Below are 25,630 nucleotides of genomic sequence, written 5' to 3'. Positions count from 1 at the left end.
GTGCAGCGTCGCGTCCGGCTCGAACGGCTTCTTCTTCCTGGAGCCGGCCTGGTCATGGCCGTCCTCCGGGTCGCCCGTCCGCTCCGTTGCGTCCGTCACGACTGCGTCTCCCCTCGCACTCGGTCTTGCGCGCGCGGTTAGACAGGTCGGGTGGACAGGGCCGCGACAGGCGCGGCGCTATGAGCCCCCTCTTCCCCCGGTCTTTTGGCTCCTCGCGGCCAGCTCAAATTATCAGCGATCTTTTCAAAATCTCCGCACAAGTATCGGACAGAAAGGAACACTCATGAAATTCTGAGGTGAAGTGATGCCCGTCACTCCCGCATCACCGGCGTTAGCCTGTTCCCATGCCCCGCTACGAGTACCGCTGCCGCACCTGCGGCGACACCTTCGAACTCTCCCGCCCGATGGCCGAGTCGTCGGCCCCCGCAGCATGCCCTGACGGGCATGAGGACACCGTAAAGCTCTTGTCGGCGGTGGCCGTCGGAGGGACCGCGTCGGCGGCCCCCGCCGGCTCCGGCGGGGGCTGCTGCGGCGGCGGTTGCTGCGGCTAGCCCGCCGTACGGACCGCCTTCAGGAATTCCCGCAGGATTCGCTCTCCGGCAAGGACTCCCCGCTCCGGCAGCGCGGTAATGGCCGGCCCGGCCCACCCGGCGTCGGCCAACTCCCCGTGCCCCGGCCGCCATCCGCGGTCCGCGGCCAGCAGCAGGTCCGCGTCCAGCAGGGAGTCCCCCGCGGCCAGCGTCAGCCCGGCCCCGGTCCTGCGCGCCAGCTCCCGCATCGCCGCGCTCTTGGTCAGCGGCTTCGGTACGGCGTAGATCTTCCGGCCCTGGAGCGACACCGTCCAGCCACGGTTCTCGGCCCACACCGCGAGGCTCTTCACCCACTCCTCGGGCAGCAGCTCCCGCTCCACGACCAGGTAGGCGAAGAGATCCTCGGCGACCCGGTGCTTGCGCAGCCACACCGGGTCGGCGTGCTCCGTCAGATACGCCCGCACCTCGTCCAGCGGCGCGCACTCGTCGGCGAGCCGCGCCAGCACCTGCCCGTGCCAGTCCGGGTCGGACACCCCGTCCACCAGCAGATGCCCGCCGTTGGCGCAGATGGCGTACTTCGGGGCGGGCCCCGGCAGATTGATCCGCTGGTACTGCTTGCGGGTCCGCGTGGTGGTCGGCACGAAGACCGCCGCGTCCCCCAGCTCGGTCAGCAGCTGCGCGGCCGTCTCCGTCAGGTACGACAGCGGCCTGGCCTCGTGCACCTCCACGCAGAGCAGCCGGGGCGCCCGCGCGTCCGGCATGGTCAGCGCCAGCGCGCCCGCCGAGTAGATGAGAGTACGGTCCAGGTCGCTCGCGACGAGCACCGCCATCAGAGGTTCACCGCCTTGCCGTCGGCGCCGGTCGCCCCGCGCGTGTACTTCGGGTGGATCAGCCCGACACAGGTGTACGGCAGCTCGCCGACCTCCTCCACCGGTACCCCTCTCTGCTCCGCCAGCAGCCGCACATGGTCGAGGTCGGCACCCGCCCCGGCCCGCGCGAGGATCTTCCAGGGCACCCGGCGCAGCAGCACCCGGGTGGTCTCCCCCACGCCCGGCTTCACGAGGTTCACGTCGTGGATGCCGTACTCCTCGCTGATCCGCTCGACGGCCGCCCAGCCCTCCCAGCTCGGCGTGCGGTCGGCCACGGCCAGCTCCTTCACGGCGCCGTCCACCGCCTCCACGACCTCGCCGAACCGCGCCACGACCGCGTCCAGGAAGGCCACCGACACATCGGCGCCGGCCAGCTCGCGGTAGAACTTCGCGCCGTGGAAGTCGTTCGGCCCCACCAGGTCGGCCCGCAGCACGGTCCGCGAGATCAGGCCGGAGACGGTCGAGTTGAGGCAGGCGGAGGGGATCAGGAAGTCCTCCCGGGTGCCGTACGTCCGCACGCAGGACCCCGGGTCGGCGAGCACCGCGATCTCCGGATCGAAGCCGCTCACCCCCTCCCGCTCCTCGAACTCCTCGATCGCGTCGGCGAGTTCCCGGGTGATGGCGCCCTTGCCGGTCCAGCCGTCCACGAAGACCACGTCCCGGGGGTCGTGGTGCGCGGCCAGCCAGCGCAGCGCGTTGGCGTCGATGCCCCGGCCGCGCACGATCGACACCGCGTAGTGCGGCAGGTCGAGGCCGTACCGGAACTGCGCCCAGCGGCGCATCAGCACGCCCACCGGGGTCCCGGCGCGGGCCAGCGACACCAGCACCGGCCGCGGCGACCGTTCGGCCAGCACGGTCTCGGTGACGACGCCGACGGCCCGCGCGATCCGGGCGGCCGAGGTCTCCAGGGCGGCGTGGAAGAGCGCCTGGTACCGCTCGCTCGGCTGGTACTCCACCGGCAGCGACTCCGCGTAGTGCGCGCCGCCGCTCTGGATCGCCTCCTCGCGCTCCTCGGTCGGCGCCTCCAGCGTCACGTCCGAGAGGTCCTGGAGCAGCCAGCCGACGTCCTCCGCCGGGTACGAGGAGAAGGCGGGGCCGCGAAGGGGCTCGGGCAGCATGGCGGGGCTCTCTTCGGTCAGCGCGGGGGCGTACGACGGTACAACCGCGAGCAGGACGTGCGGGGCATGCGCGCCGAGCCGGGCCGGCAGGCCGTCGGGCGCGCGCAGTTCGGGGGTGTCGCCGGCCGAGTCGACGAACAGGACGACGGCGTCGAAGCCGGCGCCCGCCACGTTGTACGCGTAGCGGTCGCCGGGGCCGTCGGCGGGGTTGTCGTGGGCCGGGAAGACCAGGCGGCTGCGGATGGCGTAGCCGGGGTCGTCGACGGCCAGCACGGGTGAGCGGGTGGTGGTGGAGTACCGCACCTCGGCGGGCACCAGCGCCTCCAGCTCACGGGCGATCCTGAGGGGGGCGTACATCAGCTCCTCGAAGCCGAGCGTGAGCACGCGGCGGGCGTCGGGGGGAAGCGCTTCGGCGACCCGGGCCGCCATCAGGGGGAGGGCCGACTCCAGGCGTGCGCGGTGGGCGGGGGTGAAGCCGTGCCGTCCGCCGTCGGGGAGGCCGGGGGGCCAGTGCAGGTCGACGCGGGTGAGGTGGGGGGTGGTGCGGTTGTCGGGTGCCTGCGGGTGGGTGGGGGTTGGGCGCGCAGTTCCCCGCGCCCCGGGGGGGTTGGGCGCAACGCCCTCAAGGGGCGCGGGGAACTGCGCGACCGGCCCCGACGGCGCCGCACCCGAACGACCGCCTGTCGCGGCACTCTCTTCGTACCGCGCCACCAGTTCCTGGCCCTTTTCCAGGACGCCCTCGGGCAGCTTCACGGTCCCCGAGGCCGCCGCCACCAGGTCCACCCGCGCGTTGATCTCCTCGGCGAACGCCGTCAGGCGCCCCGCGTCGGCAGGCGAGCGCATATCGACCAGAGCCACCACGACGTAACGTTTCCGCGGGTAACGGGCATGGAGGTCCCTGATCGTGTTCAGGACCGTGTTGCCCGTCGAGAACTCGTCGTCGACCAGGACCAGCGGGCCCTCACCGGACAGCAGGGCGGGGTCCTCCGGCAGGAGCAGGTGCGAGGTGGCGTGGGAGTGGGACTCCTCGAAGCCGCCCGCCGGGGTCACCCCCGGCACCGGGCGGCGCGTGGAGTGGAGGTAGGGGGCGAGGCCGATGCCGTCGGCGACGGAGTGGCCGAGGCCGGTCGCCGTCTCGGCGTAACCGACGACCACCGCCCGCGCCGCCTCCCCCTCACCGAGCAGGTCCCGCACCCGGCGGCCGAGGGCGAAGCCATGCCCGTACACCACCGACGGCGACTGCGGGACGTGCTTGCCGAGGACGTTGGAGACCAGCAGGTGGGCCCGCTTCGGGTTGCGGCGCAGGGCGAGGCCGAGGAGGGCCGTCAGGCCGTCGTCGCCCACGAGTTCGACGCCGAGCCGTTCGGCGACCCAGCTGCCGGACCAGTCCCCGTTGTTCGCTGCGATGTTCATGCGTTCCTTGTGTCGTCCCCTAGAACCCGTCACCCGGGTATTCCGGCGGCGAGCAGCTCCACGAAGCCGACGTCCTCGTTGGCGACGCCGAACACCTCGGCACGGAGCATGGTCCGCTCGGCCCAGGCGCGGTGCGGCTTCACCTCGTTCATCTTGTTCGTGTACGCCGAGCGAAGTACACCCCCGCCGCCCCGTTCCGGCCGCAGGATGTCCTGGGCGTCGGAGAACTCCTCGTGACTGACCACGGACAGCGCGTGCACGGGGATGACATGGGACGGGTGGATACAGGTCTTGCCGAGCAGGCCGTTGGCCTGGTCGAGGGAGATCTCTCTCAGCAGGCCGTCCATGGCGTGCTCGATGAGCCGCTCGCGCAGTTCCACGGCCTGCTCCGCCAGGAAGGGGCTCTGCCGCAGCATCGGCTTGAACATGCGCTCGGGGACCCGGAAGTACTCCCAGACCGGCCCGGTCACCGTGAACCCGGTGCCGTCGGCCCGCCCCAGCATGTTCACCACGTCGGCGATGACGGAGGCGATGATCTGGACGTCGTAGGCGGTCATGTCGGGCGCCCGCCGCAGCCCGTAGGAGGAGCAGAAGTCGGTGACGCCGAGCCGCAGCGCGAGCACCTTGTCGCGGTACTTGTCGACGGCACGGGCGATGCCCTCCAGGGCGTCCACCCGCGTCTCCCGGTACATCAGCTCGGGCGTCTCCAGGACGGGCATCCCGAAGAGCCGGCGCCCGCTGCGCGTGGAGGCGCCGTCCAGGGCCTGCAGGAAGGGGATGCCGCGTTCCTCGGTGAACTTCGGGAACACGAATCCGGACAGCAGCGACACGCTCCCGCCGAGCCGTCGTACGAGATCGGGGATCTGCTCGGGCTCGCGCACCCGGATGAAGAGCAGCGGCAGCTCCACGCCCGCGCGCTCGCGCTCGGCCAGGTCGGCGAACTGCCGGACCAGGTTCTCCTCGCCCGCCGGCACGTCCTCGTCACCGATGGAGTCCTCCAGGCACAGCACCATCGAGACCACGCCGATCCCCGCCTGTTTGACGATGTCGTCGGCGAGCCGCGGCCGGGTGGCCGGGCTGTACAGGGTGGCGCCCAGGGCCGCGGAGAGCAGCCGGGCCGGGGAGTCGGCGGTGAACCCGCACGGCTCCTGGTGGAAGAGGCGCTGTCGCACCTCTGGTGCGATGTGCCCGAAATGACGCATAGAACTCCCCCGTGGCGTGGGCCTTGCCTGTGAAATGGGTAAAGGGTGGCCGGTAATAGTACGTACAAAGCCATGTCGGAGGTTCCCGCAGGGCATGAATTTCAGGTAACCCGCCTGTGTCGGTCGCGAGGCCCCCCGCGTTGTCGTGACCAGGACCGAGAGGGCAGGATGACCGCATGACGCACGCGATGTTGAAGGGCTCGAACGTCCCGGTGGAAGCGGGCACGGTCCGGGCCGTGCTGCGCTGGACACCCGGGCAGGGAGTTCCGGACGTCGACGCCTCGGCGCTGCTCCTCGGCCCCGACGGTCGTGTGCGCTCCGACGAGGACTTCGTCTTCTACAACCAGCCCCGGCACCCCTCCGGGAAGGTCTGGCGGCTCGGCAAGAAGCGGGTGGCCGAGGGCCTCACCGACACGATCCAGACAGATCTGCCCGGTGTCGAGCCCACGGTCGGCCGAATCCTCCTGGTCGCATCGGCGGACGGCATCCCGTTCGAACACGTACCCGCCCTGCGCATCCTGCTGTACGACGCCACCACCCCGGACGCCGAACCGCTGGCCCATTTCGACATCAAGCCGGAGACCGGCGCCGAGACGGCCCTGATCTGCGGCGAGCTGTACCGCAGGGGCGAGGGCTGGAAGTTCCGCGCGCTGGGCGAGGGCTACAGCAACGGCCTCAAGGGCCTGGCCACGGACTTCGGCATCTCCGTGGACGAGTCGGAGGCGATGGAGGAGCCGTCGGCCTCCATGCCGCTGCCCCCCGAGCAGCCGACCACGGTCCCGGCCCAGCCCGCCTACGGCTACCCCCAGCCCACCTCACCGGCCCAGCCCCCGGCCTACGGCTACCCCCAGCCCGCCTACACCCAGCAACAACCCCAGTCGGGCTACGGCTACCCCCCACCGGCCCCCATCCCGGCGGCAACGGTCCCCAACACGGACTTCCGCCTGCCGCCCCAAGGCCCACAATTCATCGGCCGGTGACTTTCCCTAGGTAGGGGCGCGGAGCTGTATCAATATGCGGCTCCGCCGCGTGGGCGCGACCACGGCGATCTAACGCTCCGCCTTCGCCTTGTACCCCCGCCCCCACTGCAACCCCCACCCGTACAGCCGGTCCAGCTCCCCCTGGAACCCGTACACGAACTTCACCTCGCGCCGGACGACCAGCTCCCCCTTCACGTTCTCGATCATCACCACCGCACACGACCGAGCCTGCGGATGCCGCTCGTCGAGGCCTATCTCGATCCGCGGCCCGTTGCTCGGGTACAGCGTGACGATCGCGTGGGTGCGGTCGAACGCCGGCGTCTGGTCGTAGATGTACACGAACACCAGCAGCCGCTTGATGTCGTCCCGGTGATCAAGGTTGATGTACATCGTCTCGCCGGACGCGGACCCGAACCGGTCGTCGCCGCTGAGCTTGACGTACGGCGGCGCGTTCACGTCCCCGAGCAGGCCGCCGAGCGGCTGCACGACCCCCTTGGACCCGTCGGCCAGCTCGTACAGCGCCCCGAGGTCGAGGTCGACGTTGACCATGCTCTGCCCGTGCCCGATCACCTCCGGCGGCCTGAGCGCCTTGAAGGGGTGCCGGAACAGACTCGTCTTCTGTTCGCTGTCGAAGTCGGACGTCCGCATCCGCCAGCTCAGGTTGACCCGCAGGTTGCCGGTGGCGGCGCCCTGCTTCGTGAGGGACACCTGCTGATGCCGTTTGGTGAGCTCGATGGAGTTGGACGCGGCGCTGCCCGAGTCGAACTCGGCCGCCCTGCCGCCCAGCAGCCCGTCGAAGAAACCCATTCCCGCCCCCAGAGACTCCCGCCGACGCCCGGGGGCGGCCGACCCGGTCGGCCGCCCCCATCAGAGCGTTCCTCGTCCAGAAGGGTGTCACACCCTCCTTTTCGGCCTGTCAGACGCCGGACGAGACCTCAGCCTTCTCGTCCGCTCCCGCTTTTCCCTCGGCGGCCGCCAGTCGCTGGTTGCGGCGGACGGAGGACCAGAAGGACCAGCCGATCAGGACGACGCCGACGAGACCGGTGATGACCTCGTTGATCTGGTACTGGATGGTGACCATCAGGATGACGGCCAGCGCGCCGATCGCGTAGTGGGCGCCGTGCTCCAGGTAGACGTAGTCGTCCAGGGTGCCCTGGCGGACCAGGTAGACGGTGAGCGAGCGGACGTACATGGCGCCGATGCCCAGGCCGAGGGCCATCAGGACGATGTCGTTGGTGATGGCGAACGCGCCGATGACGCCGTCGAAGGAGAAGGACGCGTCCAGGACCTCGAGGTAGAGGAACATGAAGAACGCGGCCTGGCCGGCCAGCACCACCGGCGACTTCTTCTTCCCGGTGCGTTCGGCCTCCTCCTCTTCCTCGTGCTCGCGTTCCTCCTCGGCCTCCAGTCGGTCCTCGAAGAACCCGGAGAGACCGCCGACGATCATGTAGGTGATCAGGCCGGCGATACCGGCGATCAGGACCGTCTGCGCCTTGTCGGTGTGGCCGCCGCCGTGCTGGTGGGCGTGGGTGGCGAAGGTGAAGGCGGTGATGAGCAGGACGATCAGGGCGATGCAGACCGCCAGCATGTCGACCTTGCCGAGCTTCGCCAGCGGGCGCTCGATCCAGCGCAGCCACTGGATGTCGCGGTCCTCGAAGATGAAGTCGAGGAAGATCATCAGCAGGAACATGCCACCGAAGGCGGCGATCGCCGGGTGGGCGTCGGTGACCAGTTCCTGGTAGCGGTCCTTGTTGTTGAGCGCGAGGTCGACGGCCTCGATGGGGCCCATCTTGGCGGTGACCGCGACGATCACGACGGGGAAGACCAGCCGCATGCCGAAGACCGCGATGAGCACGCCGATGGTGAGGAAGATCTTCTGCCAGAAGGCGTTCATCTTCTTCAGGATTCCGGCGTTGACGACCGCGTTGTCGAACGACAGGGAGATTTCCAGGACGGCGAGGATCGCGACGATGCCGAAGGCCTCCCACCCCCCGTAGAAGACCGCGGCGACCAGGCCGAGCGCGGTGATCGCGAACGACCAGCCGAAGGTTTTCAGAAGCACTGGCTACCCAATCTTGTGTGTACGGGTCTCGCTCGCGCCGTACTCGGCTTTACCTACTGTTGACCACGCAGTCTAGAGGCCACCGGTGTCCTGCGGGGGTGTCGGGCCCCACATCCGGACTATGAAGGTGCTAGGAGACGTTCACGCCGAAGTCGAGGGCGATGCCGCGCAGGCCGGAGGCGTAGCCCTGGCCGACGGCCCGGAACTTCCACTCGCCCTGGTAGCGGTAGAGCTCGCCGAAGATCATGGCGGTCTCGGTGGAGGCGTCCTCGCTGAGGTCGTAGCGGGCGAGCTCCTGGTTGTCGGCCTGGTTGACCACGCGGATGAACGCGTTGGAGACCTGGCCGAAGGTCTGGCCGCGCTCGTCGGCCATGTGGATCGAGACCGGGAAGATGATCTTCTCGACGTTGGCCGGCACCTTCGGCAGGTCGACCAGAATCGATTCGTCGTCGCCCTCGCCCTCACCGGTGAGGTTGTCGCCGGTGTGCTCGACCGAGCCGTCGGGGCTCTTGAGCTGGTTGTAGAAGACGAACCACTCGTCGCCGAGGACCCGGTTCCCGGCGTCGCACAGCAGCGCGCTGGCGTCCAGGTCGAAGGGGGCGCCGGTGGTGGAGCGGGCGTCCCAGCCGAGTCCGATCATGACGTTGGTGAGGTTCGGTGCGGCCTTGGAGAGGGAGACATTGCCTCCCTTGGCGAGCGTGACGCCCATGGTGATGGTCCTCCCCTAGCGGTGTTTCTCCGGTTGTCCTGCGCGTCCGGCGCCGACCGTAAACGGTGCGGCGCCGGACAGAGCGGACTTTCGAACGCCCACGGGCGTTCGCCTGGCTCAGACGTTGACGCCGAAGTCCTGGGCGATGCCGCGCAGGCCCGAGGCGTAGCCCTGGCCGATGGCGCGGAACTTCCACTCGGCGCCGTTGCGGTACAGCTCGCCGAAGACCATCGCGGTCTCGGTCGAGGCGTCCTCGGACAGGTCGTAACGGGCGATCTCGGCGCCGCCGGCCTGGTTGACGACGCGGATGAACGCGTTGCGGACCTGGCCGAAGGACTGCTGGCGGTTGTCGGCGTCGTAGATCGACACCGGGAACACGATCTTGTCGACCTCGGCCGGGACACCGGCCAGGTTGACCTTGATCACCTCGTCGTCGCCCTCGCCCTCACCGGTGAGGTTGTCGCCGGTGTGCTCGACCGAGCCGTCGGGGCTCTTGAGGTTGTTGAAGAAGACGAAGTTCTGGTCGCTGGCGACCTTGCCCGCCGTGTCCAGCAGCAGCGCGCTGGCGTCCAGGTCGAAGTCGGTGCCGGTGGTGGTCCGGACGTCCCACCCGAGACCGACGAGGACCGCGGTCAGGCCGGGGGCCTCCTTCGTCAGCGATACGTTGCCGCCCTTGCTGAGGCTGACTCCCACGAGTCCTCCCATGTCGTGTCAGGGGCGGGGAGCCCCCGTCGTGCGTCGGATACCGGATCAACGTCTCGATCCTAGTGACGGGTTCCCGCGCCTCGCAGGCCCTGGACCCCGAAGAATTACCGGGTGTCGGCCGTCCCGACCCCTAGGGGTTCGCCCGGGGCCGCACGGGCCGGGCGGTTCAGAGCGCGTCCAGCGCCGTCACGTACTCGTCGAGGTCGCGGGCGTCCGGCAGACCGTTGACCACGGTCCAGCGCACGACACCCTCCTTGTCGATGACGAAGGTGCCGCGGACGGCGCAGCCCTTGCCCTCGTCGAAGACGCCGTAGGCGCGCGAGGTCTCGCCGTGCGGCCAGAAGTCGCTGAGCAGCGGGTACTCCAGGCCCTCCTGCTCGGCGAAGACGCGCAGGGTGTGGATGGAGTCGTTGGAGACGGCGAGCAGCTGGGTGTCGCGGTCCTCGAACCTCGGCAGGTTGTCGCGCAGCTCGCACAGCTCACCGGTGCACACACCGGTGAAGGCGAACGGGTAGAACAGCAGGACCACGTTCTTCTCGCCGCGGAAGTCGGACAGCTTCACGGCCCGGCCGTGGTTGTCCTTGAGCTCGAAGTCGGGCGCCTTGTCGCCGACCTGGATCGCCATCGCTGCATCCCTTCGTAAGGGGCTGTTGGGGTGAGGACACCCTATGCGGCGACCTTCGCGCGGCGATCACGGCAGGCCGGTGGACGGACCGGCGACCGGTCCGTCCACCGGCGGAGTTCAGCGCTTCTTGGCGGCACCCTTCGGCGTGTTCAGCCGGCTGCCGTTCCAGTCCTTGCCCACGCTGACGCTCTTGGTCTGCGAGAGGCCGGCGGTCGTGACCGCCTCGCCGATGTCGCTCGGCTCGACGTAGCCGTCGCGGCCGGTCTTCGGCGTCAGCAGCAGGATCGAGCCACCCTCTTCGAGGTAGCCGAGGGCGTCGACCAGCGCGTCCGTCAGGTCGCCGTCATCCTCACGGAACCAGAGCACCACGGCGTCTGCCACGTCGTCGTAGTCCTCGTCCATCAGCTCGCTGCCGATGGTCTCTTCGATGGACTCGCGGAGCTCCTGGTCGACGTCGTCGTCGAAGCCGATCTCCTGGACCACCTGGTCTGGCTGGAACCCCAGCCTGACGGCAGGGGTGGTCCGCTCCTCCGCGTGGTCCGCGGTCGCGCTCACGGGTTGCCTCCTGATCATGTCTTGGTGATTAACTCAGCCACGCGCGTGCGCGAAGCATTGGCCGTAGTCCACACGGGCGGGACCGATCGCGCAAGTACCCGGCCGTTCAGACCGCCGAAACGGTGACGATCCCGGCCGTGTCGCCGCAACTCCCGGCACCGTATCGCGGACGGCTGTGGCTCACACCACTCCCTTTTGCCCGCTATGCACCTTTCGGAATCATCCTCACATGCGGTGGTCGAACGAGTTTGCCAAGCGCGTCACACCCCGGGCGTATCGTTGCGTTTTGGCCGGGCCCGAGTTACCTCGCGGTAGAGATGACGTGCGCTGCCCCGAGGTGGACGATGGACAGCGGTGCAGGCAGAACGCAGGGAAAACAGCAAAAAATCAGGGAATCAGTGCCCCTCTGACAGGTAAGGAACAGCGTGGCTTCCGGATCCGATCGCAACCCGATCATCATTGGCGGCCTTCCGAGTCAGGTTCCTGACTTCGATCCCGAGGAAACCCAGGAGTGGCTCGACTCGCTCGACGCCGCCGTGGACGAGCGCGGCCGGGAGCGGGCCCGCTACCTGATGCTCCGCCTGATCGAGCGGGCGCGCGAGCGGCGGGTGGCCGTGCCCGAGATGCGCAGCACGGACTACGTCAACACGATCGCCACCCGCGCGGAGCCCTTCTTCCCGGGCAACGAGGAGATCGAGCGCAAGGTCCTCAACGCCACCCGCTGGAACGCCGCGGTGATGGTCTCCCGCGCGCAGCGCCCGGGCATCGGCGTCGGCGGCCACATCGCCACCTTCGCCTCCTCGGCCTCCCTCTACGACGTCGGCTTCAACCACTTCTTCCGGGGCAAGGACGACGGCCTCGGCGGCGACCAGGTCTTCTTCCAGGGCCACGCCTCCCCCGGCATCTACGCCCGCGCGTTCCTGCTCGACCGGCTCAGCGAGACCCAGCTGGACGGCTTCCGCCAGGAGAAGTCGAAGTACCCGAACGGCCTCTCCAGCTACCCGCACCCGCGCTCCATGCCGGACTTCTGGGAGTTCCCGACCGTCTCGATGGGCCTCGGCCCGATCGGCGCGATCTACCAGGCGCGGATGAACCGCTACATGCAGGCGCGCGGGATCGCCGACACCTCGAAGTCGCACGTCTGGGCGTTCCTCGGCGACGGCGAGATGGACGAGCCGGAGTCGCTCGGCCAGCTGTCCATCGCCGCCCGCGAGGGCCTGGACAACCTCACCTTCGTCGTCAACTGCAACCTGCAGCGGCTGGACGGCCCGGTGCGCGGCAACGGCAAGATCATTCAGGAGCTGGAGTCGGTCTTCCGGGGCGCCGGCTGGAACGTGATCAAGCTGGTCTGGGACCGCACCTGGGACCCGCTGCTCGCCCAGGACCGCGACGGCGTGCTCGTCAACAAGATGAACACGACCCCCGACGGCCAGTTCCAGACCTACGCCACCGAGTCCGGCGCGTACATCCGCGACCACTTCTTCGGTGACGACCAGCGGCTGCGCGCGATGGTCCAGCACATGACCGACGACCAGATCCTGCACCTGGGCCGCGGCGGCCACGACCACCGCAAGATCTACGCGGCGTTCAAGGCGGCCACCGAGCACCGGGGCCAGCCGACGGTCATCCTGGCCAAGACGATCAAGGGCTGGACGCTGGGCCCGAACTTCGAGGGCCGCAACGCCACGCACCAGATGAAGAAGCTGACGGTCGCCGACCTCAAGGGCTTCCGCGACCGCCTGCACCTGCCGATCTCCGACAAGGAGCTGGAGTCCGGCCTGCCGCCGTACTACCACCCGGGCCGGAACTCGGAGGAGATCCAGTACATGCACGACCGGCGCAAGGGCCTGGGCGGCTACGTCCCGACCCGCGTCGTACGCTCCGAGCCGCTCGCGCTGCCGGACGACAAGACGTACGCGACCGTGAAGAAGGGCACCGGCCAGCAGTCGATCGCCACGACGATGGCGTTCGTACGACTGCTCAAGGACCTCATGCGGGACAAGGAGATCGGCCGCCGCTTCGTACTGATCGCGCCGGACGAGTACCGCACCTTCGGTATGGACTCCTTCTTCCCGAGCGCGAAGATCTACAACCCGCTCGGCCAGCAGTACGAGGCGGTCGACCGCGACCTGCTGCTCGCCTACAAGGAGTCGCCGACCGGCCAGATGCTGCACGACGGCATCTCGGAGGCCGGCTGCACGGCCTCCCTGATCGCGGCCGGCTCGGCCTACGCCACGCACGGCGAGCCGCTCATCCCGGTCTACGTCTTCTACTCGATGTTCGGTTTCCAGCGCACCGGCGACCAGTTCTGGCAGATGGCCGACCAACTGGCGCGCGGTTTCGTCCTGGGCGCGACCGCCGGCCGTACGACCCTGACCGGTGAGGGCCTCCAGCACGCGGACGGCCACTCCCAGCTGCTCGCCTCGACGAACCCGGGCTGCGTGGCCTACGACCCGGCGTACTCGTACGAGATCGCGCACATCGTCCAGGACGGCCTGCGCCGCATGTACGGCGGCGACGCCGAGCACCCGCACGGCGAGGACGTCTTCTACTACCTGACCGTCTACAACGAGCCGATCCAGCACCCGGCCGAGCCGGCCGACGTGGACGTCGAGGGCATCCTCAAGGGCGTCCACCGGATCAGCGCGGGCACGGCGGGCACGGTCCCGGCGCAGATCATGGCGTCCGGCGTGGCGGTCCCCTGGGCGATCGAGGCCCAGAAGATCCTCGCCACGGACTGGAACGTCAAGGCCGACGTCTGGTCCGCCACCTCCTGGAACGAGCTGCGGCGCGAGGCCGTGGCCTGTGAGCAGCACAACCTGCTGCACCCGGAGGAGGAGCAGCGGGTGCCGTGGGTGACGCAGAAGCTGAGCGGCGCCGAGGGTCCGTTCGTGGCCGTGTCCGACTGGATGCGATCGGTTCCGGACCAGATCGCGCGCTGGGTGCCGGGCACGTACCAGTCGCTGGGCGCCGACGGCTTCGGCTTCGCCGACACGCGGGGCGCGGCGCGCCGCTTCTTCCACATCGACGCGCAGTCGATCGTGGTCGCGGTGCTGACCGAGCTGGCCCGCGAGGGCAGGCTCGACCGCTCGGTCCTCAAGCAGGCCATCGACCGCTACCAGCTGCTGGACGTCACGGCGGCGGACCCGGGCGCGGCGGGCGGCGACGCGTAGCGTCCGGCCGGCGGAGCGTTCGAGGGCGGCGGGGCCATGGTCCCCGCCGCCCTTGCTCTTTCTTTACGATGCGCACATGAAGGAACAGTCCGCGCAGGCACGTTGGGAGCAGATCACCCAACGGCCGTTGCTGGCACTCGCGGTGGTCTTCGCCATCGCCTACGCGCTGCCGATCGTGGACAGTTCCGCAGGGCATGTCCTCACCGCCGTGTGCACGATGGCCGAGTGGGTGGTGTGGGGCTCCTTCGCCCTGGACTACCTGGTCCGGCTGGGCCTGTCGCCCCGCCGCAAGGAGTTCGTGCGGACGCACTGGATAGACCTGTGCGCGGTGGTGCTGCCGCTGCTCCAGCCGCTGCGGCTGCTGCGGCTCGTCGCGACGCTGACGCTGGTGGGGCGGCGGGCCCGGATGGCCTCGCAGATCCGGCTGACGACGTACGTGGTGGGCGCGGTCGTCGGCCTGCTGATGTTCGGCTCGCTGGCCGTGCTCTCGGTGGAACGCGACTCGCCGAACGGGAACATCCGCACGCTGGGTGACGCGTTGTGGTGGTCGTTCACGACGATGACGACGGTGGGGTACGGGGACCACGCGCCGACGACCGGGCTGGGCCGGATGATCGCGGTCGGCCTGATGCTCTCGGGGATCGCGCTGCTGGGTGTGGTGACGGCGAACATCGCCACGTGGTTCATCGCGCGCTTCGAGAAGGACGACGTGGAGGAACGGCGGCAGACGGAGGCGATCGAGGGGCTGACCGAGGAGGTACGGGCACTGCGGGCGGAGGTCGCCGCCCTGCGCGAGGGGGTGGGTACCGAGGTCACGGCACTGCGCTCACCGGCGCTGGCCGGGTGCCGCTGCGCCCACCCGTGCCGCCCCTAGCGGCACGCATGCCCGCAGCTGAGTGGCTGACGCCGAACACGGCCCGCTGCCCCCCTCCGGCAGCGCGCCGCAGCTCGGATCAAGTCCTCCATGCCCTGCGGAAGACGTGACCCACTGTGACCTGCGGCGCCTGCCGAGCGCGAGGAATCTTTAGCGGCGTCACCCTGATAGGTGAACTCCGCCCGGAGAAGCGTCAGATGTGGCCGACACCCGCGTCGGCGCCCGCGTTCTCGCCGCGCTTGGTGAGCAGGGCGACCAGGATCGCGACCGCCGCCACGCCCGCCGCGACCAGCGAGGCGAGGCTCATGCCGGAGATGAACGTGTCGTGGGCGACGTCGGTGATCTTCGCGGCGATCGCCTCGGGCGTGCCCTTGGCGACCGGCGCGACCCCGACCTGGACCGCCTCGGAAGCCTGGGCCAGCTGCGCCGGGGTCAGCTTCGGCAGCCCCGCGTCGGCCCAGTTGCCCGCCAGGTCGCCGTCGACCTTGGAGGCCATCACGGCACCGAGCACGGCCGTACCGAGGCTGCCGCCGATCTGCATCGCGGCCTGCTGGAGACCGCCGGCCACCCCGGAGAGCTCCATGGGCGCGTTGCCGACGATGACCTCGGTGGCGCCGACCATGACGGGCGCGAGGCCGAGGCCCAGCAGGGCGAACCAGACGGCCATGATCCCGCTGCCGGTGTCCGCTTTGAGCGTGGACATGCCGTACATGGCGATCGCGGTGGCCGCCATGCCACCGGCCAGCGGGATGCGCGGGCCGAGCTTGGTGATCGCGGCGCCGGCCAGCGGAGAGCCGACGATCATCATGCCGGTGAGCGGGAGCAGGTGGAGGCCGGCGTCGACCGGGTCCATGCCGTGCACGTTCTGGAGGTAGAACGTCACGAAGAACAGGCCGCCCATGAAGGCGATGGCCATGAGGACCATCAGCACCACGCCCGCGGAGAGCGGGACCGAGCGGAACAGGCCGAGCGGGATCAGCGGCTCCTTGACCTTCGTCTCCCAGAAGGAGAAGAGGGCGAAGCCGAGAACGGACGCGGCGAGGAAGGCCCACGTCCTGCCGTCGCCCCAGCCCCAGGCCGGCGCCTTGATGAGCGCCCACACCAGGCAGAACATCGCGCCGGAGAGCAGCGCGATGCCGGGCAGGTCGAAGGAGCGCGGGGCGTTCTCCGCGCGGTGGTCGAGCAGCATCACGATGCCGAGGCCCAGGGCGATCGCGCCGACCGGCACGTTGATGAAGAACACCGACTGCCAGCTGACGTGCTGCACCAGCACACCGCCGAGGATCGGGCCGCCCGCGGTGGAGGCGCCGATGACCATGCCCCAGATGCCGATCGCCATGTTGAGCTTCTCGGCCGGGAAGGTGGCCCGCAGCAGGCCGAGCGCGGCCGGCATCAGCAGCGCGCCGAACAGGCCCTGGAAGACCCGGAAGGTGACGACCGCGCCGATGCTGCTGGAGAGACCGATGGCCCCGGACGCGGCGGCGAAGCCGACCACGCCGACGAGGAAGGTCTGCCGGTGGCCGAAGCGGTCGCCGAGCTTGCCCGCGGTGATCAGGGAGACCGCGAGGGCGAGGAAGTAGCCGTTGGTGATCCACTGCACCTGGGCGAAGGTGGCGCCGAGGTCCTTCTGGATCGCCGGGTTGGCGATGGCCACGATGGTGCCGTCGAGGGCCACCATCATGACCCCGACGGCCACGGTTATCAGGGTGAACCAGGGGTGGCCGCGCAGGCCGGAGGCCGGCGGACGGTCCGCGGGGGCGGCGGGTGTCGCGTCCCCCGGTCCCGCCGCGTCGATCGTGGTCTGACTAGTCATGCCTGCGAGGCTAATGACAGCCACTGACAGTTGACAAACAAATTCACTAGTCAGTAACTGTCAGGCATGGAAACGCTGCGCGAACGCAAGAAACAGCGCACCCGGGACACGCTGCTGCGGTCCGCCCTCGAACTGTTCGTGACCCAGGGGTACGAACGCACCACCGTCGACGAGATCGCCGAGTCCGTCGACGTCTCGCAGCGCACCTTCTTCCGCTACTTCGCGAGCAAGGAGGAGGTGGCCTTCTTCGTGCCGCGGATCACCGAGGCGCACTACGTCGAGGCGGTGCGCGGCCGCCCGGCCGAGGAGACCCCGCTGGAGGCGCTGCGCCGGTCGGTCATGGACAGCTGGGAGACCATCGAGGAGGCCGTCGAGCGGTACGTCCCGGTCGAACTGCTGATGCGCACCTACAAGATGATCGAGGCGACCCCGCCCCTGTTCGCCGCCCATCTGCGGCGCCAGTCGGAGACGGAGGAGGAGCTCGCGCGGATCATCGCCGAACGGGAGGGCGTCGACTTCGCCACCGACCCCAGGCCCCGGCTGCTGGTGGCGCTCTTCGGCGCGGTCATCCGGGTGACCGAGCGGGAGTGGTCGGTCGGCGACGACTTCAGCGCGACGGCGATCCGCGAACTCACCGCGTCCTACCTCGATCAGGTGGGACCGGCGCTCACCGGGAACTGGCGGACGGGCTGAGTCCCGCCACACGGGCCTGAGATGGGGCTCACGTTTGCCGAAACGTGATAACTGTCACTCGGTTACCGCGAGACCCTCTCGTTCTCCTAGTGTGTCCTCCCAGTGACTTCCTTCGACACCTCCCCGCCACTCAACGTCTGGCGCGCGCTCCTCGCCCTGGCCGTGGTGTTCGTGATGCTCGCGACCACCGGCTGGACGGCCCTGCGCGCCCACCGCGAGACCACCGCCCTGCAGACCTCCCTCGACAAGTGGGAGCACGGCAGCGTCCATGGTCTCCACCTGCCGGACCCGGAGGCGTCGCCCGCGCGGCTCACCCGTTTCTTCGCCTCGCTCACCGCACAGGAGCGCGACCGGCTCGTCCACCGCTACCCGCTGGCGGTCGGCAACATGAACGGCGCCCCGGTCGGACTGCGTTACCGCGCCAACCACATCGCCCTCGGCCAGCAGCGCGCCGTCGAGAAGAAACGCATGCACGACCCCCGGCTCACCGCGGCCGGGCAACAGGACGCGGGCCGTCGTATGCACCGCTACGAGGCGCTGCTGGCGAACGGCCGGCAGATCCTCGCCTTCGACCCGGACGGCAGCGGCCGGGTCGCCGAGGTGTTCGGCGACCTCGCCAGGGCCGAGCGGATCTCCGTCGTCGTCCCCGGCGTCGACACCGACCTGCTCACCTTCCAGAAGACGAACCGCCAGTACACCGCGCCGGTCGGCATGGCCAAGGCGCTCTACACGGCGGAGCACACCGCGCGTCCCACGACCCGCACCGCGGTGATCGCCTGGGCCGACTACACCGCGCCCGACGGGCTCGGGGTGGACGCGGCGACCGGGATGGCCGCCGAGCAGGGCGCCGTACGCCTCAACGCACTGCTGCGGGCCCTGCCCGGCAGGGCGCCGGTGTCGATGTTCTGCCACAGCTACGGCTCGGTGGTCTGCGGGGTCGCCGCGCACGCCATGCCGGACCGGGTGGCCGACATAGCGGTGGCCGCGAGCCCCGGGATGCGGGTCGAGAAGGCCTCGCACCTGGACACCTCGGCCCGGGTATGGGCGATGCGGGACGCCACCGACTGGATCCAGGACGTCCCCTACCTGGAGTTCGGCGGACTCGGCCACGGCGCCGACCCCGTCTCCTCCTCCTTCGGGGCGCGGGTGCTGTCGGCACACGACGCACAGGGCCACGCCGGCTACTTCGAACCGGGCACCGACAGCCTGCGCAACCTCGCCGACATCGGGGTTGGCGCGTACGGTGCGGTCACCTGTGCCCATGACGATGACGGGTGCCGGGCGGGTTTGTCCGGCACCTCGACGGCCGGACGCGCGTAGAGACAGCAGGAAGTGCGGTATGCGCGGGGATGGGACTGGGAAGCACGTGCCGCATACGATGAGCCGCATGGGTGACGTACTGGCCGGATTTCATGCCGCCTGGGAGTTCGAGTCCGACTCCGTGCTCATCCGCTACGAACGGGGGATTCGAACACCCAAGCTGTTCCAGGCCCTGGGCGAACGCCGGGTGCCGCTGGCCGCGCTGGAACGGGTGACGGTGTCGCCGGGCAAACGGGGCACGGTCGTCCTGAGGGCCGAGCCGCGCGCCGGTGCGGATCCGCTGATCGAGGCGGCGGCCGGACAGCTGAAGGACGGCAGCGACCCGTACCGGCTGGTGCTCCCCGCCGAGCGGGAGACCCTCGCGGAGTACTACGCCGACGAACTGCGGCCGCTGCTCACCGGGTCCGGACCGGCCGAAAGGTTTCTGGTGCCCGCGCCCGAGGCGCCCCGGCAGTTCAAGGCGTACGACGGGAAGGCCGGCTTCGACGGCAGAGCCGTGCAGTTCCGGTGGTCCTGGACGGGCGCGTCCACGGCGAAGTGGAAGGCCGGCGACCAGAGCTTCGCGGTGACCGACCTGGTGGGTGTGGAGTGGCGGTCGCCCGAGGTCTTCGAAGGGCATCTGCGGCTGCTGCGCCGCGACCACGCGGGGGCGGCGGTACCGGCGGACCAGGATCCCGCGACCGTGGTGTTCGGGCTGGGGTACGGGCCCGTGCACGAGTCACTGCCGTTCGCGGCGGCGGTGCTGGAGGCGGTGCGGGCGAAGGGGGCGTCGGCGTTGCCGGTACAGGCGGGGCGGCGGGACCCCGCCGACATCGCCGAGCGGATTCGCCATCTGGGGGAGCTGCATCGGGCGGGGCTGGTGACCGACGAGGAGTTCGCTGTGAAGAAGGCGGAGTTGTTGGCGGAGCTGTGATCGGCAGTGGTTCGGCGGGTTACTCGCCGCCTTTTTCATAGAAGCTGATCTTGCGGTCCAGTACCGACAGGGTGTCGTGCAGCTCTGCGATTCTCGACAGGACGTCTCTGCGGGTCTGTTCCAGGAGTTCGCGGCGCTCGGGGTAGGTCGTCTCGCCTTCCCGTACCAGCTCCGCGTAGCGGACCATGTCGGCGACCGGCATGCCGGTGAGGCGGAGCTTGGTCACGAAGTCCAGCCAGTCGAGGTCGCGGTTGGTGTAGCGGCGCTGGCCGGTGTGGGAGCGGTCGATGTGGGACATGAGGCCGATGCGCTCGTACCACCGCAGGGTGTGGGCGGTCAGGCCGGTGACGGCGACGACCTCGCTGATCGTGTAGCGGTCCTGGCCCTCGGGGCGCGGGTGCCGCACGGGGGCGGACGTACAGCTGTCGGCGAGAGTGCCGGATCCCTGGTCGGCGGGGGCCTCGGTCGTGGTCTGCAGCACCGTCATACGCCCACGCTATGGCCTTCGAGTGGGCTCGAAGCAAGTGGATTCGGTAAGAAATACGCACGACGCGCGGGACGGGTGGTGGCTAGCGTGCCCGGCATGAGTCTCGTACGCCGTGCAGGGCCCGAGGACGCGCCGGAAGTGCTGCGCCTGCGCCAGGTCATGATCGACTCCATGGTCGAGCCGGACGGCCCCACGGAGTGGCACGCCGAGTCGCTGCCCACGCTCCGGGCCCGGCTCGGCGCGGCCGACGGGGACTTCGCCGCGTTCGTCGTCGATCATCCGGAGCGGCCGGGGGCGCTGGCCGCACTGGTCGTGGGGACACTGGAGTACCGGATCGGCCGGGCCGGCAATCCGCACGGGCGGGTCGGCCAGGTCTTCAGCGTGGCGACCGACCCGGACGCCCGGCGCCGGGGGTATGCCCGGGCGTGCATGGCGGAGCTGCTGGAGTGGTTCCGGGAGCGGGGCGCCGCCCAGGTCGACCTGAACGCGTCCTCCCAGGCGGAGCCGCTGTACGCCTCGCTGGGCTTCGTCCGCAAGCCGGACCCCTCGATGCGGCTGACGCTCTGAGCCGCTTAGGCTCGGGGCCATGTCGTCCTTGAACAGCCTCGCGTCCATCGAGAACTGGCCCGTGCCGACCGCGGCGGCGGGCGCGGTACGGGCCGACGGGACGGTCCTGGGCACCCATGGGCCGGCCGGGCACCGCTTCCCGCTGGCCTCCGTCACCAAGCCGCTCGCGGCGTACGCGGTGCTCGTCGCGTACGAGGAGGGGGCGCTCGACCTCGACGAGCCGGCGGGGCCGTCCGGGGCGACGGTACGGCATCTGCTCGCGCACACCTCGGGGCTGGCCTTCGACGAACACCGGGTGACGGCGCCGCCCGGGGAGCGGCGGCTGTACTCCAACGCCGGGTTCGAGGTGCTCGGCGACCATGTGGCCAAGGCCACGGAGATCCCGTTCGCGGAGTATCTGCGGCAGGCGGTGCTGGAGCCCCTGGGCATGACGTCGACCTCGCTGGAGGGCTCGCCGGCCAAGGACGGCGTCTCCTCCGTGTCCGACCTGCTGCGCTTCGCGGCGGAACTCCAGGCACCGCGGCTGCTGGACCCGCGGACGGTGGCGGAGGCGACGCTGACCGTCCACTACCCCGGCACGAAGGGCGTGTTGCCGGGCTACGGCCATCAGAACCCCAACGACTGGGGGCTGGGCTTCGAGATCCGCGACGGCAAGACACCGCACTGGACGGGGAGTTCCTCCTCCCCGCGGACCTTCGGCCACTTCGGACAGTCGGGCACGTTCCTGTGGGTCGACCCGGACGCGAAGGCGGCGTGCGTCGCCCTCACGGACCGTGCCTTCGGCCCCTGGGCGGTCCAGGCCTGGCCGCTGTTCACGGACGCGGTGCTGACGGAGCTGCGCGGCACGCCCGCCCGCGGCTGAGAAACCCAAGGGGCGCGGGGAACCGCGCGACCAGCCCCCACGCACCCGCAGCCGAACCACGGCCGCGGCTACCCCGCCATCTCCCACATCAGCAGTTCAGCCGGCGTCAGCCCCTCCGCCGCCAAGTCCTTCGCCCGCACCACCCGCACCGAATCCCCGGGCGCCAACTCCTCCCCGCCCAACCGCACTTCCCCCCGCACCACGTGCACATACACATACGCCCCGTCCGGCACCGCCGTCCGCTCCCCCGCAACCAGCCTGCGGACGTGGAGCATCGCGCCGGCCTCCGGGACGGCGTACGGGGTCGAGTCGGCGATGCCGCGGACGATCTCGTACGACGGCTCGCCGCCGGGGCGTACCGGGGCCAGCCACATCTGGACGAAGGTCAGCGGCTGCGCGCCGTCGTTGCGCTCGACGTGGCGGACGCCCCCCGCCGAGCTGAGCCGCTGGACGTCGCCGTGCCGGACCACCGTCTCGTGGCCCTCGGAGTCGCGGTGGGTCAGCTCGCCCTCGACCACCCACGTCACGATCTCGGTGTGGCTGTGCGGATGCTCGTCGAAGCCCGCGCCCGGCGCCAGCCGCTCCTCGTTGCAGGCGATGACCGCGCCGAAGCGGAGGTTGTCCGGGTCGTAGTGCGGGCCGAAGGAGAAGGCGTGCGACGACTCGATCCCGGTCGCCGGGTCGCCTCCCGGGTAGCGCTGCGCCGCGCGCCTGACGTCCATCACGGCACCACCGTAGACCGCAGTCGGCACCCGGCGGCGCATGCTCCCGTCCGGATAAGGCAGTCTTGTCCACGTGCCCGAACCCGTAACGCGCAAGTCCGATCCCCTGGCTCATCCGGTCCACCCGCACTCCGCGACCCTGAAGCGGCTGGAGAAGTCGTCCGGCAGCCTCGCCGCCCAGGCCATCGCACGCATGGACGAGAGCCTGTCGTGGTACCGGGCCATGCCCCCGGAGAACCGCTCCTGGATCGGGCTCGTCGCCCAGGCGGGCATCGCGGCCTTCACCGAGTGGTTCCGGCATCCCGACGCCCCGCAGGCGATCTCGACGGACGTGTTCGGGACCGCGCCGCGCGAGCTGACCCGGGCGATCACGCTGCGGCAGACCGTGGAGATGGTGCGGACCACCATCGAGGTCATGGAGTCCGCCATCGACGAGGTGGCGGCCCCGGGCGACGAGAGCGTGCTGCGCGAGGCGCTGCTCGTCTACGCCCGGGAGATCGCCTTCGCCACCGCCCAGGTGTACGCCCAGGCCGCCGAGGCACGGGGTGCCTGGGACGCGCGGCTGGAGTCGCTGGTGGTGAACGCGGTGCTCAGCGGCGAGGCCGACGAGGGCGCGGTGAGCAGGGCCGCGGCGCTCGGGTGGAACTCTCCGGACAACGTGTGCGTCGTGCTCGGCACCGCGCCCGACGGGGACAGCGAGCTGACCGTCGAGGCCATCCGGCGGGCCGCCCGGCACGCCAAGCTGCAGGTGCTGACGGGTGTGCTCGGCGACCGGCTGGTCGTCATCGCGGGCGGCAACGACAACCCGCTGGCCGTCGCCAAGTCGCTGATCGGCCCTTATGCCGCCGGGCCGGTCGTCGCGGGGCCCGTGGTGCCGGACCTGCTGGCGGCCACCCGGTCCGCACAGGCCGCCGCCGCCGGACTGAAGGCCTGCTCCGCCTGGCAGGACGCGCCGCGGCCCGTGCTGGCGGACGATCTGCTCCCGGAGCGCGCCATCGCGGGCGATCCGAGCGCGCGTGAGCAGTTGGTGGAGGAGATCTACAGACCGCTGGAAGAAGCCGGTTCGGCGCTGCTGGAAACACTGAGCGTCTATCTGGAACAGGCGAGCAGCCTGGAGGGCGCGGCCCGGATGCTCTTCGTCCACCCGAACACCGTGCGCTACCGGCTCCGACGTGTGACTGACGTCACCGGATGGTCGCCATCCGATGTACGATCCGCCTTCACACTGCGGATCGCGCTGATCCTGGGGCGTCTGGTCGATGGAGATCCCCAACCATAGGTTTTTGTCGGGGCCCCACAAAACCCCTTCGTGTTCTTCGTCCCTGTCCCCACGGGCGGCCGTGGCCGCCGACAAGAGAGAGTGTGAGAGTGCTCGTACTCGTCGCTCCCGGCCAGGGCGCCCAGACGCCCGGCTTCCTGACCCCCTGGCTCGACCTCCCCGGTGTGGAGGCCCGTCTGCGTGCCTGGTCCGAGGTGATCGGCCTCGATCTGGTGCACTACGGCACGGACGCCGACGCGGACGAGATCCGGGACACCGCGGTGGCCCAGCCGCTGCTCGTCGCCGCCGGACTGGTGTCCGCCGTGGCACTCGGTGCCTATGCATCAGCCGCTGACGCGGCGGGCGCGCCGGGCGCGGTCGCCGGGCACAGCGTCGGGGAGATCACCGCCGCCGCCGTCGCCGGTGTGCTGAGCGAGGACGAGGCGCTGACCCTCGTACGCAAGCGCGGGCTGGCGATGGCCGAGGCCGCCGCGATCACCGCGACCGGTATGTCGGCGCTGCTCGGCGGCGACCCGGACGTCTCGGTCAAGCACCTGGAGAAGCTGGGCCTGACCCCGGCGAACATCAACGGCGCGGGGCAGATCGTCGCGGCCGGCACCCTGGAGCAGCTCGCGGCGCTCGCCGAGGACAAGCCCGAGGGTGTCCGCAAGGTCATCGCCCTCAAGGTCGCCGGCGCCTTCCACACGCACCACATGGGCCCCGCGGTCGACGCACTGGCCGAGGCCGCCAAGGAACTCTCGCCCGCCGACCCGAAGCTGACCTACGTCTCCAACAAGGACGGGCGGACCGTCGCCTCCGGCGGCGAGGTCGTGGACCGGCTGGTCGGCCAGGTCGCCAACCCGGTCCGCTGGGACCTGTGCATGGAGACCTTCCAGGAGCTGGGCGTCACCGCCCTCCTGGAGCTGTGCCCCGGTGGCACCCTGACCGGCCTGGCCAAGCGTGCCCTGCCCGGCGTCAGGACGCTCGCCCTGAAGACCCCCGACGACCTCGACGCGGCCCGCGAGCTCATCGCCGAGCACAGCTGAATTAGGAGCGCACTGCGATGTCGAAGATCAAGCCCAGCAAGGGTGCCCCGTACGCGCGCATCCTCGGTGTCGGCGGCTACCGCCCGACCCGTGTGGTGCCCAACGAGGTGATCCTCGAGAAGATCGACTCGTCCGACGAGTGGATCCGGTCGCGCTCCGGCATCGAGACCCGGCACTGGGCGGGCCCCGAGGAGACGGTCGCCGCGATGTCGATCGAGGCCGCCGGCAAGGCGATCGCGGACGCGGGCATCTCCGCCGAGCAGATCGGCGCCGTGGTCGTCTCGACCGTCTCGCACTTCAGCCAGACCCCGGCCGTCGCCACCGAGATCGCCGACAAGCTCGGCACCGACAAGGCCGCCGCCTTCGACATCTCGGCCGGCTGCGCGGGCTTCGGCTACGGCCTCACGCTCGCCAAGGGCATGATCGTGGAAGGCTCCGCCGAACACGTGCTCGTGATCGGCGTGGAGCGGCTCAGCGACCTCACCGACCTGGAGGACCGGGCCACCGCCTTCCTGTTCGGCGACGGCGCGGGCGCGGTCGTGGTCGGCCCCTCGCAGGAGCCGGCGATCGGCCCGACGGTGTGGGGGTCGGAGGGCGACAAGTCCGAGACCATCAAGCAGACCGTGCCCTGGGACAGGTTCCACGTCGGCGACGTCACGAACCTGCCCCTGGACAGCGAGGGGAACATCAAGTTCCCGGCGATCACGCAGGAGGGCCAGGCGGTGTTCCGCTGGGCCGTGTTCGAGATGGCGAAGGTCGCTCAGCAGGCGCTGGACGCGGCCGGGATCAGCGCGGACGACCTGGACGTCTTCATCCCGCACCAGGCCAATGTGCGCATCATCGACTCGATGGTGAAGACTCTCAAACTGCCGGAGCACGTCACGGTCGCCCGTGACATCCGCACCACCGGCAACACGTCGGCCGCCTCGATCCCGCTCGCGATGGAGCGGCTCCTGGCGACCGGCGAGGCGAAGAGCGGCGACACCGCGCTCGTCATCGGGTTCGGGGCGGGTCTCGTCTACGCCGCCACTGTCGTTACCCTCCCCTAGGCACTCCGTGCCGGATCATGCATCCGGTGCGGGAACGCCGTCAGCACCACCGCAGCAACCGTCTGGAACATCTAAGAAGGAGCGC

At 70.2% G+C, this 25,630-nt stretch carries 24 protein-coding genes; 12 read left to right on the top strand and 12 right to left on the bottom strand.

All coding sequences use genetic code 11. The features are described 5' to 3' along the window. The first annotated feature begins 344 nt into the window (after positions 1-344). Positions 345-551 (top strand): zinc ribbon domain-containing protein, encoded by a 207-nt coding sequence (locus tag ACGFZS_RS02255; protein ID WP_365690302.1) that lies wholly within the window; start codon positions 345-347, stop codon positions 549-551. On the opposite strand, the gene ACGFZS_RS02250 is transcribed toward ACGFZS_RS02255, so the two are convergent. The 3 genes from ACGFZS_RS02250 to ACGFZS_RS02240 are packed head-to-tail and all read right to left on the bottom strand — an operon-like array spanning position 548 to position 5,132. Then, on the bottom strand, positions 548-1,360 hold the full coding sequence (locus ACGFZS_RS02250; protein ID WP_359208299.1) for an HAD family hydrolase: 813 nt from the start codon (positions 1,358-1,360) through the stop codon (positions 548-550). The two genes, ACGFZS_RS02255 and ACGFZS_RS02250, sit on opposite strands and share 4 nt — an antisense overlap. Next, a complete protein-coding gene (locus tag ACGFZS_RS02245) occupies positions 1,360-3,930 on the bottom strand; it encodes a phosphoribosyltransferase (RefSeq protein WP_393793525.1) in 2,571 nt (856 codons plus the stop codon). Before ACGFZS_RS02245 ends, ACGFZS_RS02250 begins: the two co-directional genes overlap by 1 nt. A 29-nt stretch (positions 3,931-3,959) precedes the next feature. Continuing rightward, on the bottom strand, positions 3,960-5,132 hold the full coding sequence (locus ACGFZS_RS02240; RefSeq protein WP_393793524.1) for an HpcH/HpaI aldolase/citrate lyase family protein: 1,173 nt from the start codon (positions 5,130-5,132) through the stop codon (positions 3,960-3,962). A gap of 176 nt (positions 5,133-5,308) precedes the next feature. Between ACGFZS_RS02240 and ACGFZS_RS02235 the strand changes: the two genes are divergently transcribed. Next, complete coding sequence (locus ACGFZS_RS02235) at positions 5,309-6,112, top strand: TerD family protein (RefSeq protein ID WP_393793523.1); 804 nt, start codon at positions 5,309-5,311, stop codon at positions 6,110-6,112. 69 nt (positions 6,113-6,181) lie between these two features. On the opposite strand, the gene ACGFZS_RS02230 is transcribed toward ACGFZS_RS02235, so the two are convergent. From ACGFZS_RS02230 to ACGFZS_RS02205, 6 genes are all read right to left on the bottom strand, one after another. Continuing rightward, positions 6,182-6,919 (bottom strand): Tellurium resistance, encoded by a 738-nt coding sequence (locus ACGFZS_RS02230; protein WP_393793522.1) that lies wholly within the window; start codon positions 6,917-6,919, stop codon positions 6,182-6,184. 109 nt (positions 6,920-7,028) lie between these two features. Next, on the bottom strand, positions 7,029-8,174 hold the full coding sequence (locus ACGFZS_RS02225) for a DUF475 domain-containing protein (protein WP_359208314.1): 1,146 nt from the start codon (positions 8,172-8,174) through the stop codon (positions 7,029-7,031). Between the two features lie 130 nt (positions 8,175-8,304). Next, on the bottom strand, positions 8,305-8,883 hold the full coding sequence (locus ACGFZS_RS02220; protein WP_355710891.1) for a TerD family protein: 579 nt from the start codon (positions 8,881-8,883) through the stop codon (positions 8,305-8,307). Between the two features lie 117 nt (positions 8,884-9,000). Continuing rightward, positions 9,001-9,576, bottom strand: a complete 576-nt coding sequence (locus ACGFZS_RS02215; RefSeq protein ID WP_355710890.1) for a TerD family protein — start codon at positions 9,574-9,576, stop codon at positions 9,001-9,003. A 178-nt stretch (positions 9,577-9,754) separates the two neighbouring features. Further along, on the bottom strand, positions 9,755-10,213 hold the full coding sequence (locus tag ACGFZS_RS02210) for a peroxiredoxin (protein ID WP_359208319.1): 459 nt from the start codon (positions 10,211-10,213) through the stop codon (positions 9,755-9,757). Between the two features lie 117 nt (positions 10,214-10,330). Beyond that, complete coding sequence (locus ACGFZS_RS02205) at positions 10,331-10,768, bottom strand: DUF3052 domain-containing protein (protein ID WP_355710888.1); 438 nt, start codon at positions 10,766-10,768, stop codon at positions 10,331-10,333. Positions 10,769-11,193: 425 nt separating this feature from the next. On the opposite strand from ACGFZS_RS02205, the gene aceE reads away from it, so the two are divergent. After that, positions 11,194-13,941, top strand: a complete 2,748-nt coding sequence (gene aceE, locus ACGFZS_RS02200; protein WP_393793521.1) for a pyruvate dehydrogenase (acetyl-transferring), homodimeric type — start codon at positions 11,194-11,196, stop codon at positions 13,939-13,941. Positions 13,942-14,017: 76 nt separating this feature from the next. Further along, positions 14,018-14,815 (top strand): potassium channel family protein, encoded by a 798-nt coding sequence (locus tag ACGFZS_RS02195; RefSeq protein ID WP_393793520.1) that lies wholly within the window; start codon positions 14,018-14,020, stop codon positions 14,813-14,815. Positions 14,816-15,008: 193 nt separating this feature from the next. Here the strand turns inward: ACGFZS_RS02195 and ACGFZS_RS02190 are convergent, their stop codons facing one another. Next, on the bottom strand, positions 15,009-16,628 hold the full coding sequence (locus tag ACGFZS_RS02190; RefSeq protein ID WP_393793519.1) for an MFS transporter: 1,620 nt from the start codon (positions 16,626-16,628) through the stop codon (positions 15,009-15,011). A gap of 66 nt (positions 16,629-16,694) precedes the next feature. On the opposite strand from ACGFZS_RS02190, the gene ACGFZS_RS02185 reads away from it, so the two are divergent. The 3 genes from ACGFZS_RS02185 to ACGFZS_RS02175 all read left to right on the top strand — a co-directional run bounded on the left by ACGFZS_RS02185 (position 16,695) and on the right by ACGFZS_RS02175 (position 19,554). Continuing rightward, positions 16,695-17,321, top strand: a complete 627-nt coding sequence (locus tag ACGFZS_RS02185; RefSeq protein WP_393793518.1) for a TetR/AcrR family transcriptional regulator — start codon at positions 16,695-16,697, stop codon at positions 17,319-17,321. 102 nt (positions 17,322-17,423) lie between these two features. Next, complete coding sequence (locus ACGFZS_RS02180) at positions 17,424-18,641, top strand: alpha/beta hydrolase (RefSeq protein ID WP_393793517.1); 1,218 nt, start codon at positions 17,424-17,426, stop codon at positions 18,639-18,641. Positions 18,642-18,708: 67 nt separating this feature from the next. After that, complete coding sequence (locus ACGFZS_RS02175) at positions 18,709-19,554, top strand: DUF4429 domain-containing protein (RefSeq protein ID WP_393793516.1); 846 nt, start codon at positions 18,709-18,711, stop codon at positions 19,552-19,554. A 19-nt stretch (positions 19,555-19,573) separates the two neighbouring features. Here the strand turns inward: ACGFZS_RS02175 and ACGFZS_RS02170 are convergent, their stop codons facing one another. After that, positions 19,574-20,041 carry a MerR family transcriptional regulator gene (locus tag ACGFZS_RS02170; RefSeq protein ID WP_393656212.1) on the bottom strand — a complete coding sequence of 156 codons (468 nt, stop codon included), beginning with the start codon at positions 20,039-20,041 and terminating at the stop codon, positions 19,574-19,576. 96 nt (positions 20,042-20,137) lie between these two features. Between ACGFZS_RS02170 and ACGFZS_RS02165 the strand changes: the two genes are divergently transcribed. Further along, entirely contained in the window at positions 20,138-20,608 is a 471-nt protein-coding gene (locus ACGFZS_RS02165; protein ID WP_393793515.1) for a GNAT family N-acetyltransferase, read from the top strand. Positions 20,609-20,627: 19 nt separating this feature from the next. After that, positions 20,628-21,470, top strand: a complete 843-nt coding sequence (locus tag ACGFZS_RS02160) for a serine hydrolase domain-containing protein (protein WP_393793514.1) — start codon at positions 20,628-20,630, stop codon at positions 21,468-21,470. 68 nt (positions 21,471-21,538) lie between these two features. On the opposite strand, the gene ACGFZS_RS02155 is transcribed toward ACGFZS_RS02160, so the two are convergent. Next, positions 21,539-22,192: a pirin family protein gene (locus tag ACGFZS_RS02155; protein ID WP_393794103.1), complete on the bottom strand. Its 654-nt coding sequence runs from the start codon at positions 22,190-22,192 to the stop codon at positions 21,539-21,541. Between the two features lie 73 nt (positions 22,193-22,265). On the opposite strand from ACGFZS_RS02155, the gene fasR reads away from it, so the two are divergent. The 3 genes from fasR to ACGFZS_RS02140 all read left to right on the top strand — a co-directional run bounded on the left by fasR (position 22,266) and on the right by ACGFZS_RS02140 (position 25,545). Beyond that, positions 22,266-23,471, top strand: coding sequence for a fatty acid biosynthesis transcriptional regulator FasR (gene fasR, locus ACGFZS_RS02150; RefSeq protein ID WP_365690267.1), 1,206 nt, complete (start codon positions 22,266-22,268; stop codon positions 23,469-23,471). Between the two features lie 89 nt (positions 23,472-23,560). Continuing rightward, the gene (locus ACGFZS_RS02145) at positions 23,561-24,496 is read left to right on the top strand and encodes an ACP S-malonyltransferase (RefSeq protein ID WP_393793513.1); all 936 of its coding nucleotides are present in this window, start codon (positions 23,561-23,563) and stop codon (positions 24,494-24,496) included. Positions 24,497-24,513: 17 nt separating this feature from the next. After that, on the top strand, positions 24,514-25,545 hold the full coding sequence (locus tag ACGFZS_RS02140) for a ketoacyl-ACP synthase III (protein ID WP_393540813.1): 1,032 nt from the start codon (positions 24,514-24,516) through the stop codon (positions 25,543-25,545). The last annotated feature ends 85 nt before the right edge of the window (positions 25,546-25,630 follow it).

Origin of the sequence: Streptomyces sp. NPDC048288 (assembly GCF_043201555.1) — a bacterium.
GTDB lineage: Bacteria > Actinomycetota > Actinomycetes > Streptomycetales > Streptomycetaceae > Streptomyces.
The sequence above is the reverse complement of the archived record's forward strand: the minus strand, read 5'-3'. Positions and strand labels throughout refer to the sequence as shown.

Bases quoted from the DNA above. Each gene is read 5' to 3' on its own strand.
- ACGFZS_RS02155 (WP_393794103.1), bottom strand. From the start codon at position 22,192: ATGGACGTCAGGCGCGCGGCGCAGCGCTACCCGGGAGGCGACCCGGCG.
- ACGFZS_RS02210 (WP_359208319.1), bottom strand. From the start codon at position 10,213: ATGGCGATCCAGGTCGGCGACAAGGCGCCCGACTTCGAGCTCAAGGAC.
- ACGFZS_RS02245 (WP_393793525.1), bottom strand. From the start codon at position 3,930: ATGAACATCGCAGCGAACAACGGGGACTGGTCCGGCAGCTGGGTCGCC.
- ACGFZS_RS02250 (WP_359208299.1), bottom strand. From the start codon at position 1,360: ATGGCGGTGCTCGTCGCGAGCGACCTGGACCGTACTCTCATCTACTCG.
- ACGFZS_RS02165 (WP_393793515.1), top strand. From the start codon at position 20,138: ATGAGTCTCGTACGCCGTGCAGGGCCCGAGGACGCGCCGGAAGTGCTG.
- ACGFZS_RS02195 (WP_393793520.1), top strand. From the start codon at position 14,018: ATGAAGGAACAGTCCGCGCAGGCACGTTGGGAGCAGATCACCCAACGG.
- ACGFZS_RS02220 (WP_355710891.1), bottom strand. From the start codon at position 8,883: ATGGGCGTCACGCTCGCCAAGGGAGGCAATGTCTCCCTCTCCAAGGCC.
- ACGFZS_RS02240 (WP_393793524.1), bottom strand. From the start codon at position 5,132: ATGCGTCATTTCGGGCACATCGCACCAGAGGTGCGACAGCGCCTCTTC.
- ACGFZS_RS02160 (WP_393793514.1), top strand. From the start codon at position 20,628: ATGTCGTCCTTGAACAGCCTCGCGTCCATCGAGAACTGGCCCGTGCCG.
- ACGFZS_RS02255 (WP_365690302.1), top strand. From the start codon at position 345: ATGCCCCGCTACGAGTACCGCTGCCGCACCTGCGGCGACACCTTCGAA.
- ACGFZS_RS02235 (WP_393793523.1), top strand. From the start codon at position 5,309: ATGACGCACGCGATGTTGAAGGGCTCGAACGTCCCGGTGGAAGCGGGC.
- ACGFZS_RS02230 (WP_393793522.1), bottom strand. From the start codon at position 6,919: ATGGGTTTCTTCGACGGGCTGCTGGGCGGCAGGGCGGCCGAGTTCGAC.
- ACGFZS_RS02170 (WP_393656212.1), bottom strand. From the start codon at position 20,041: ATGACGGTGCTGCAGACCACGACCGAGGCCCCCGCCGACCAGGGATCC.
- ACGFZS_RS02190 (WP_393793519.1), bottom strand. From the start codon at position 16,628: ATGACTAGTCAGACCACGATCGACGCGGCGGGACCGGGGGACGCGACA.
- ACGFZS_RS02140 (WP_393540813.1), top strand. From the start codon at position 24,514: ATGTCGAAGATCAAGCCCAGCAAGGGTGCCCCGTACGCGCGCATCCTC.
- ACGFZS_RS02175 (WP_393793516.1), top strand. From the start codon at position 18,709: ATGGGTGACGTACTGGCCGGATTTCATGCCGCCTGGGAGTTCGAGTCC.
- ACGFZS_RS02185 (WP_393793518.1), top strand. From the start codon at position 16,695: ATGGAAACGCTGCGCGAACGCAAGAAACAGCGCACCCGGGACACGCTG.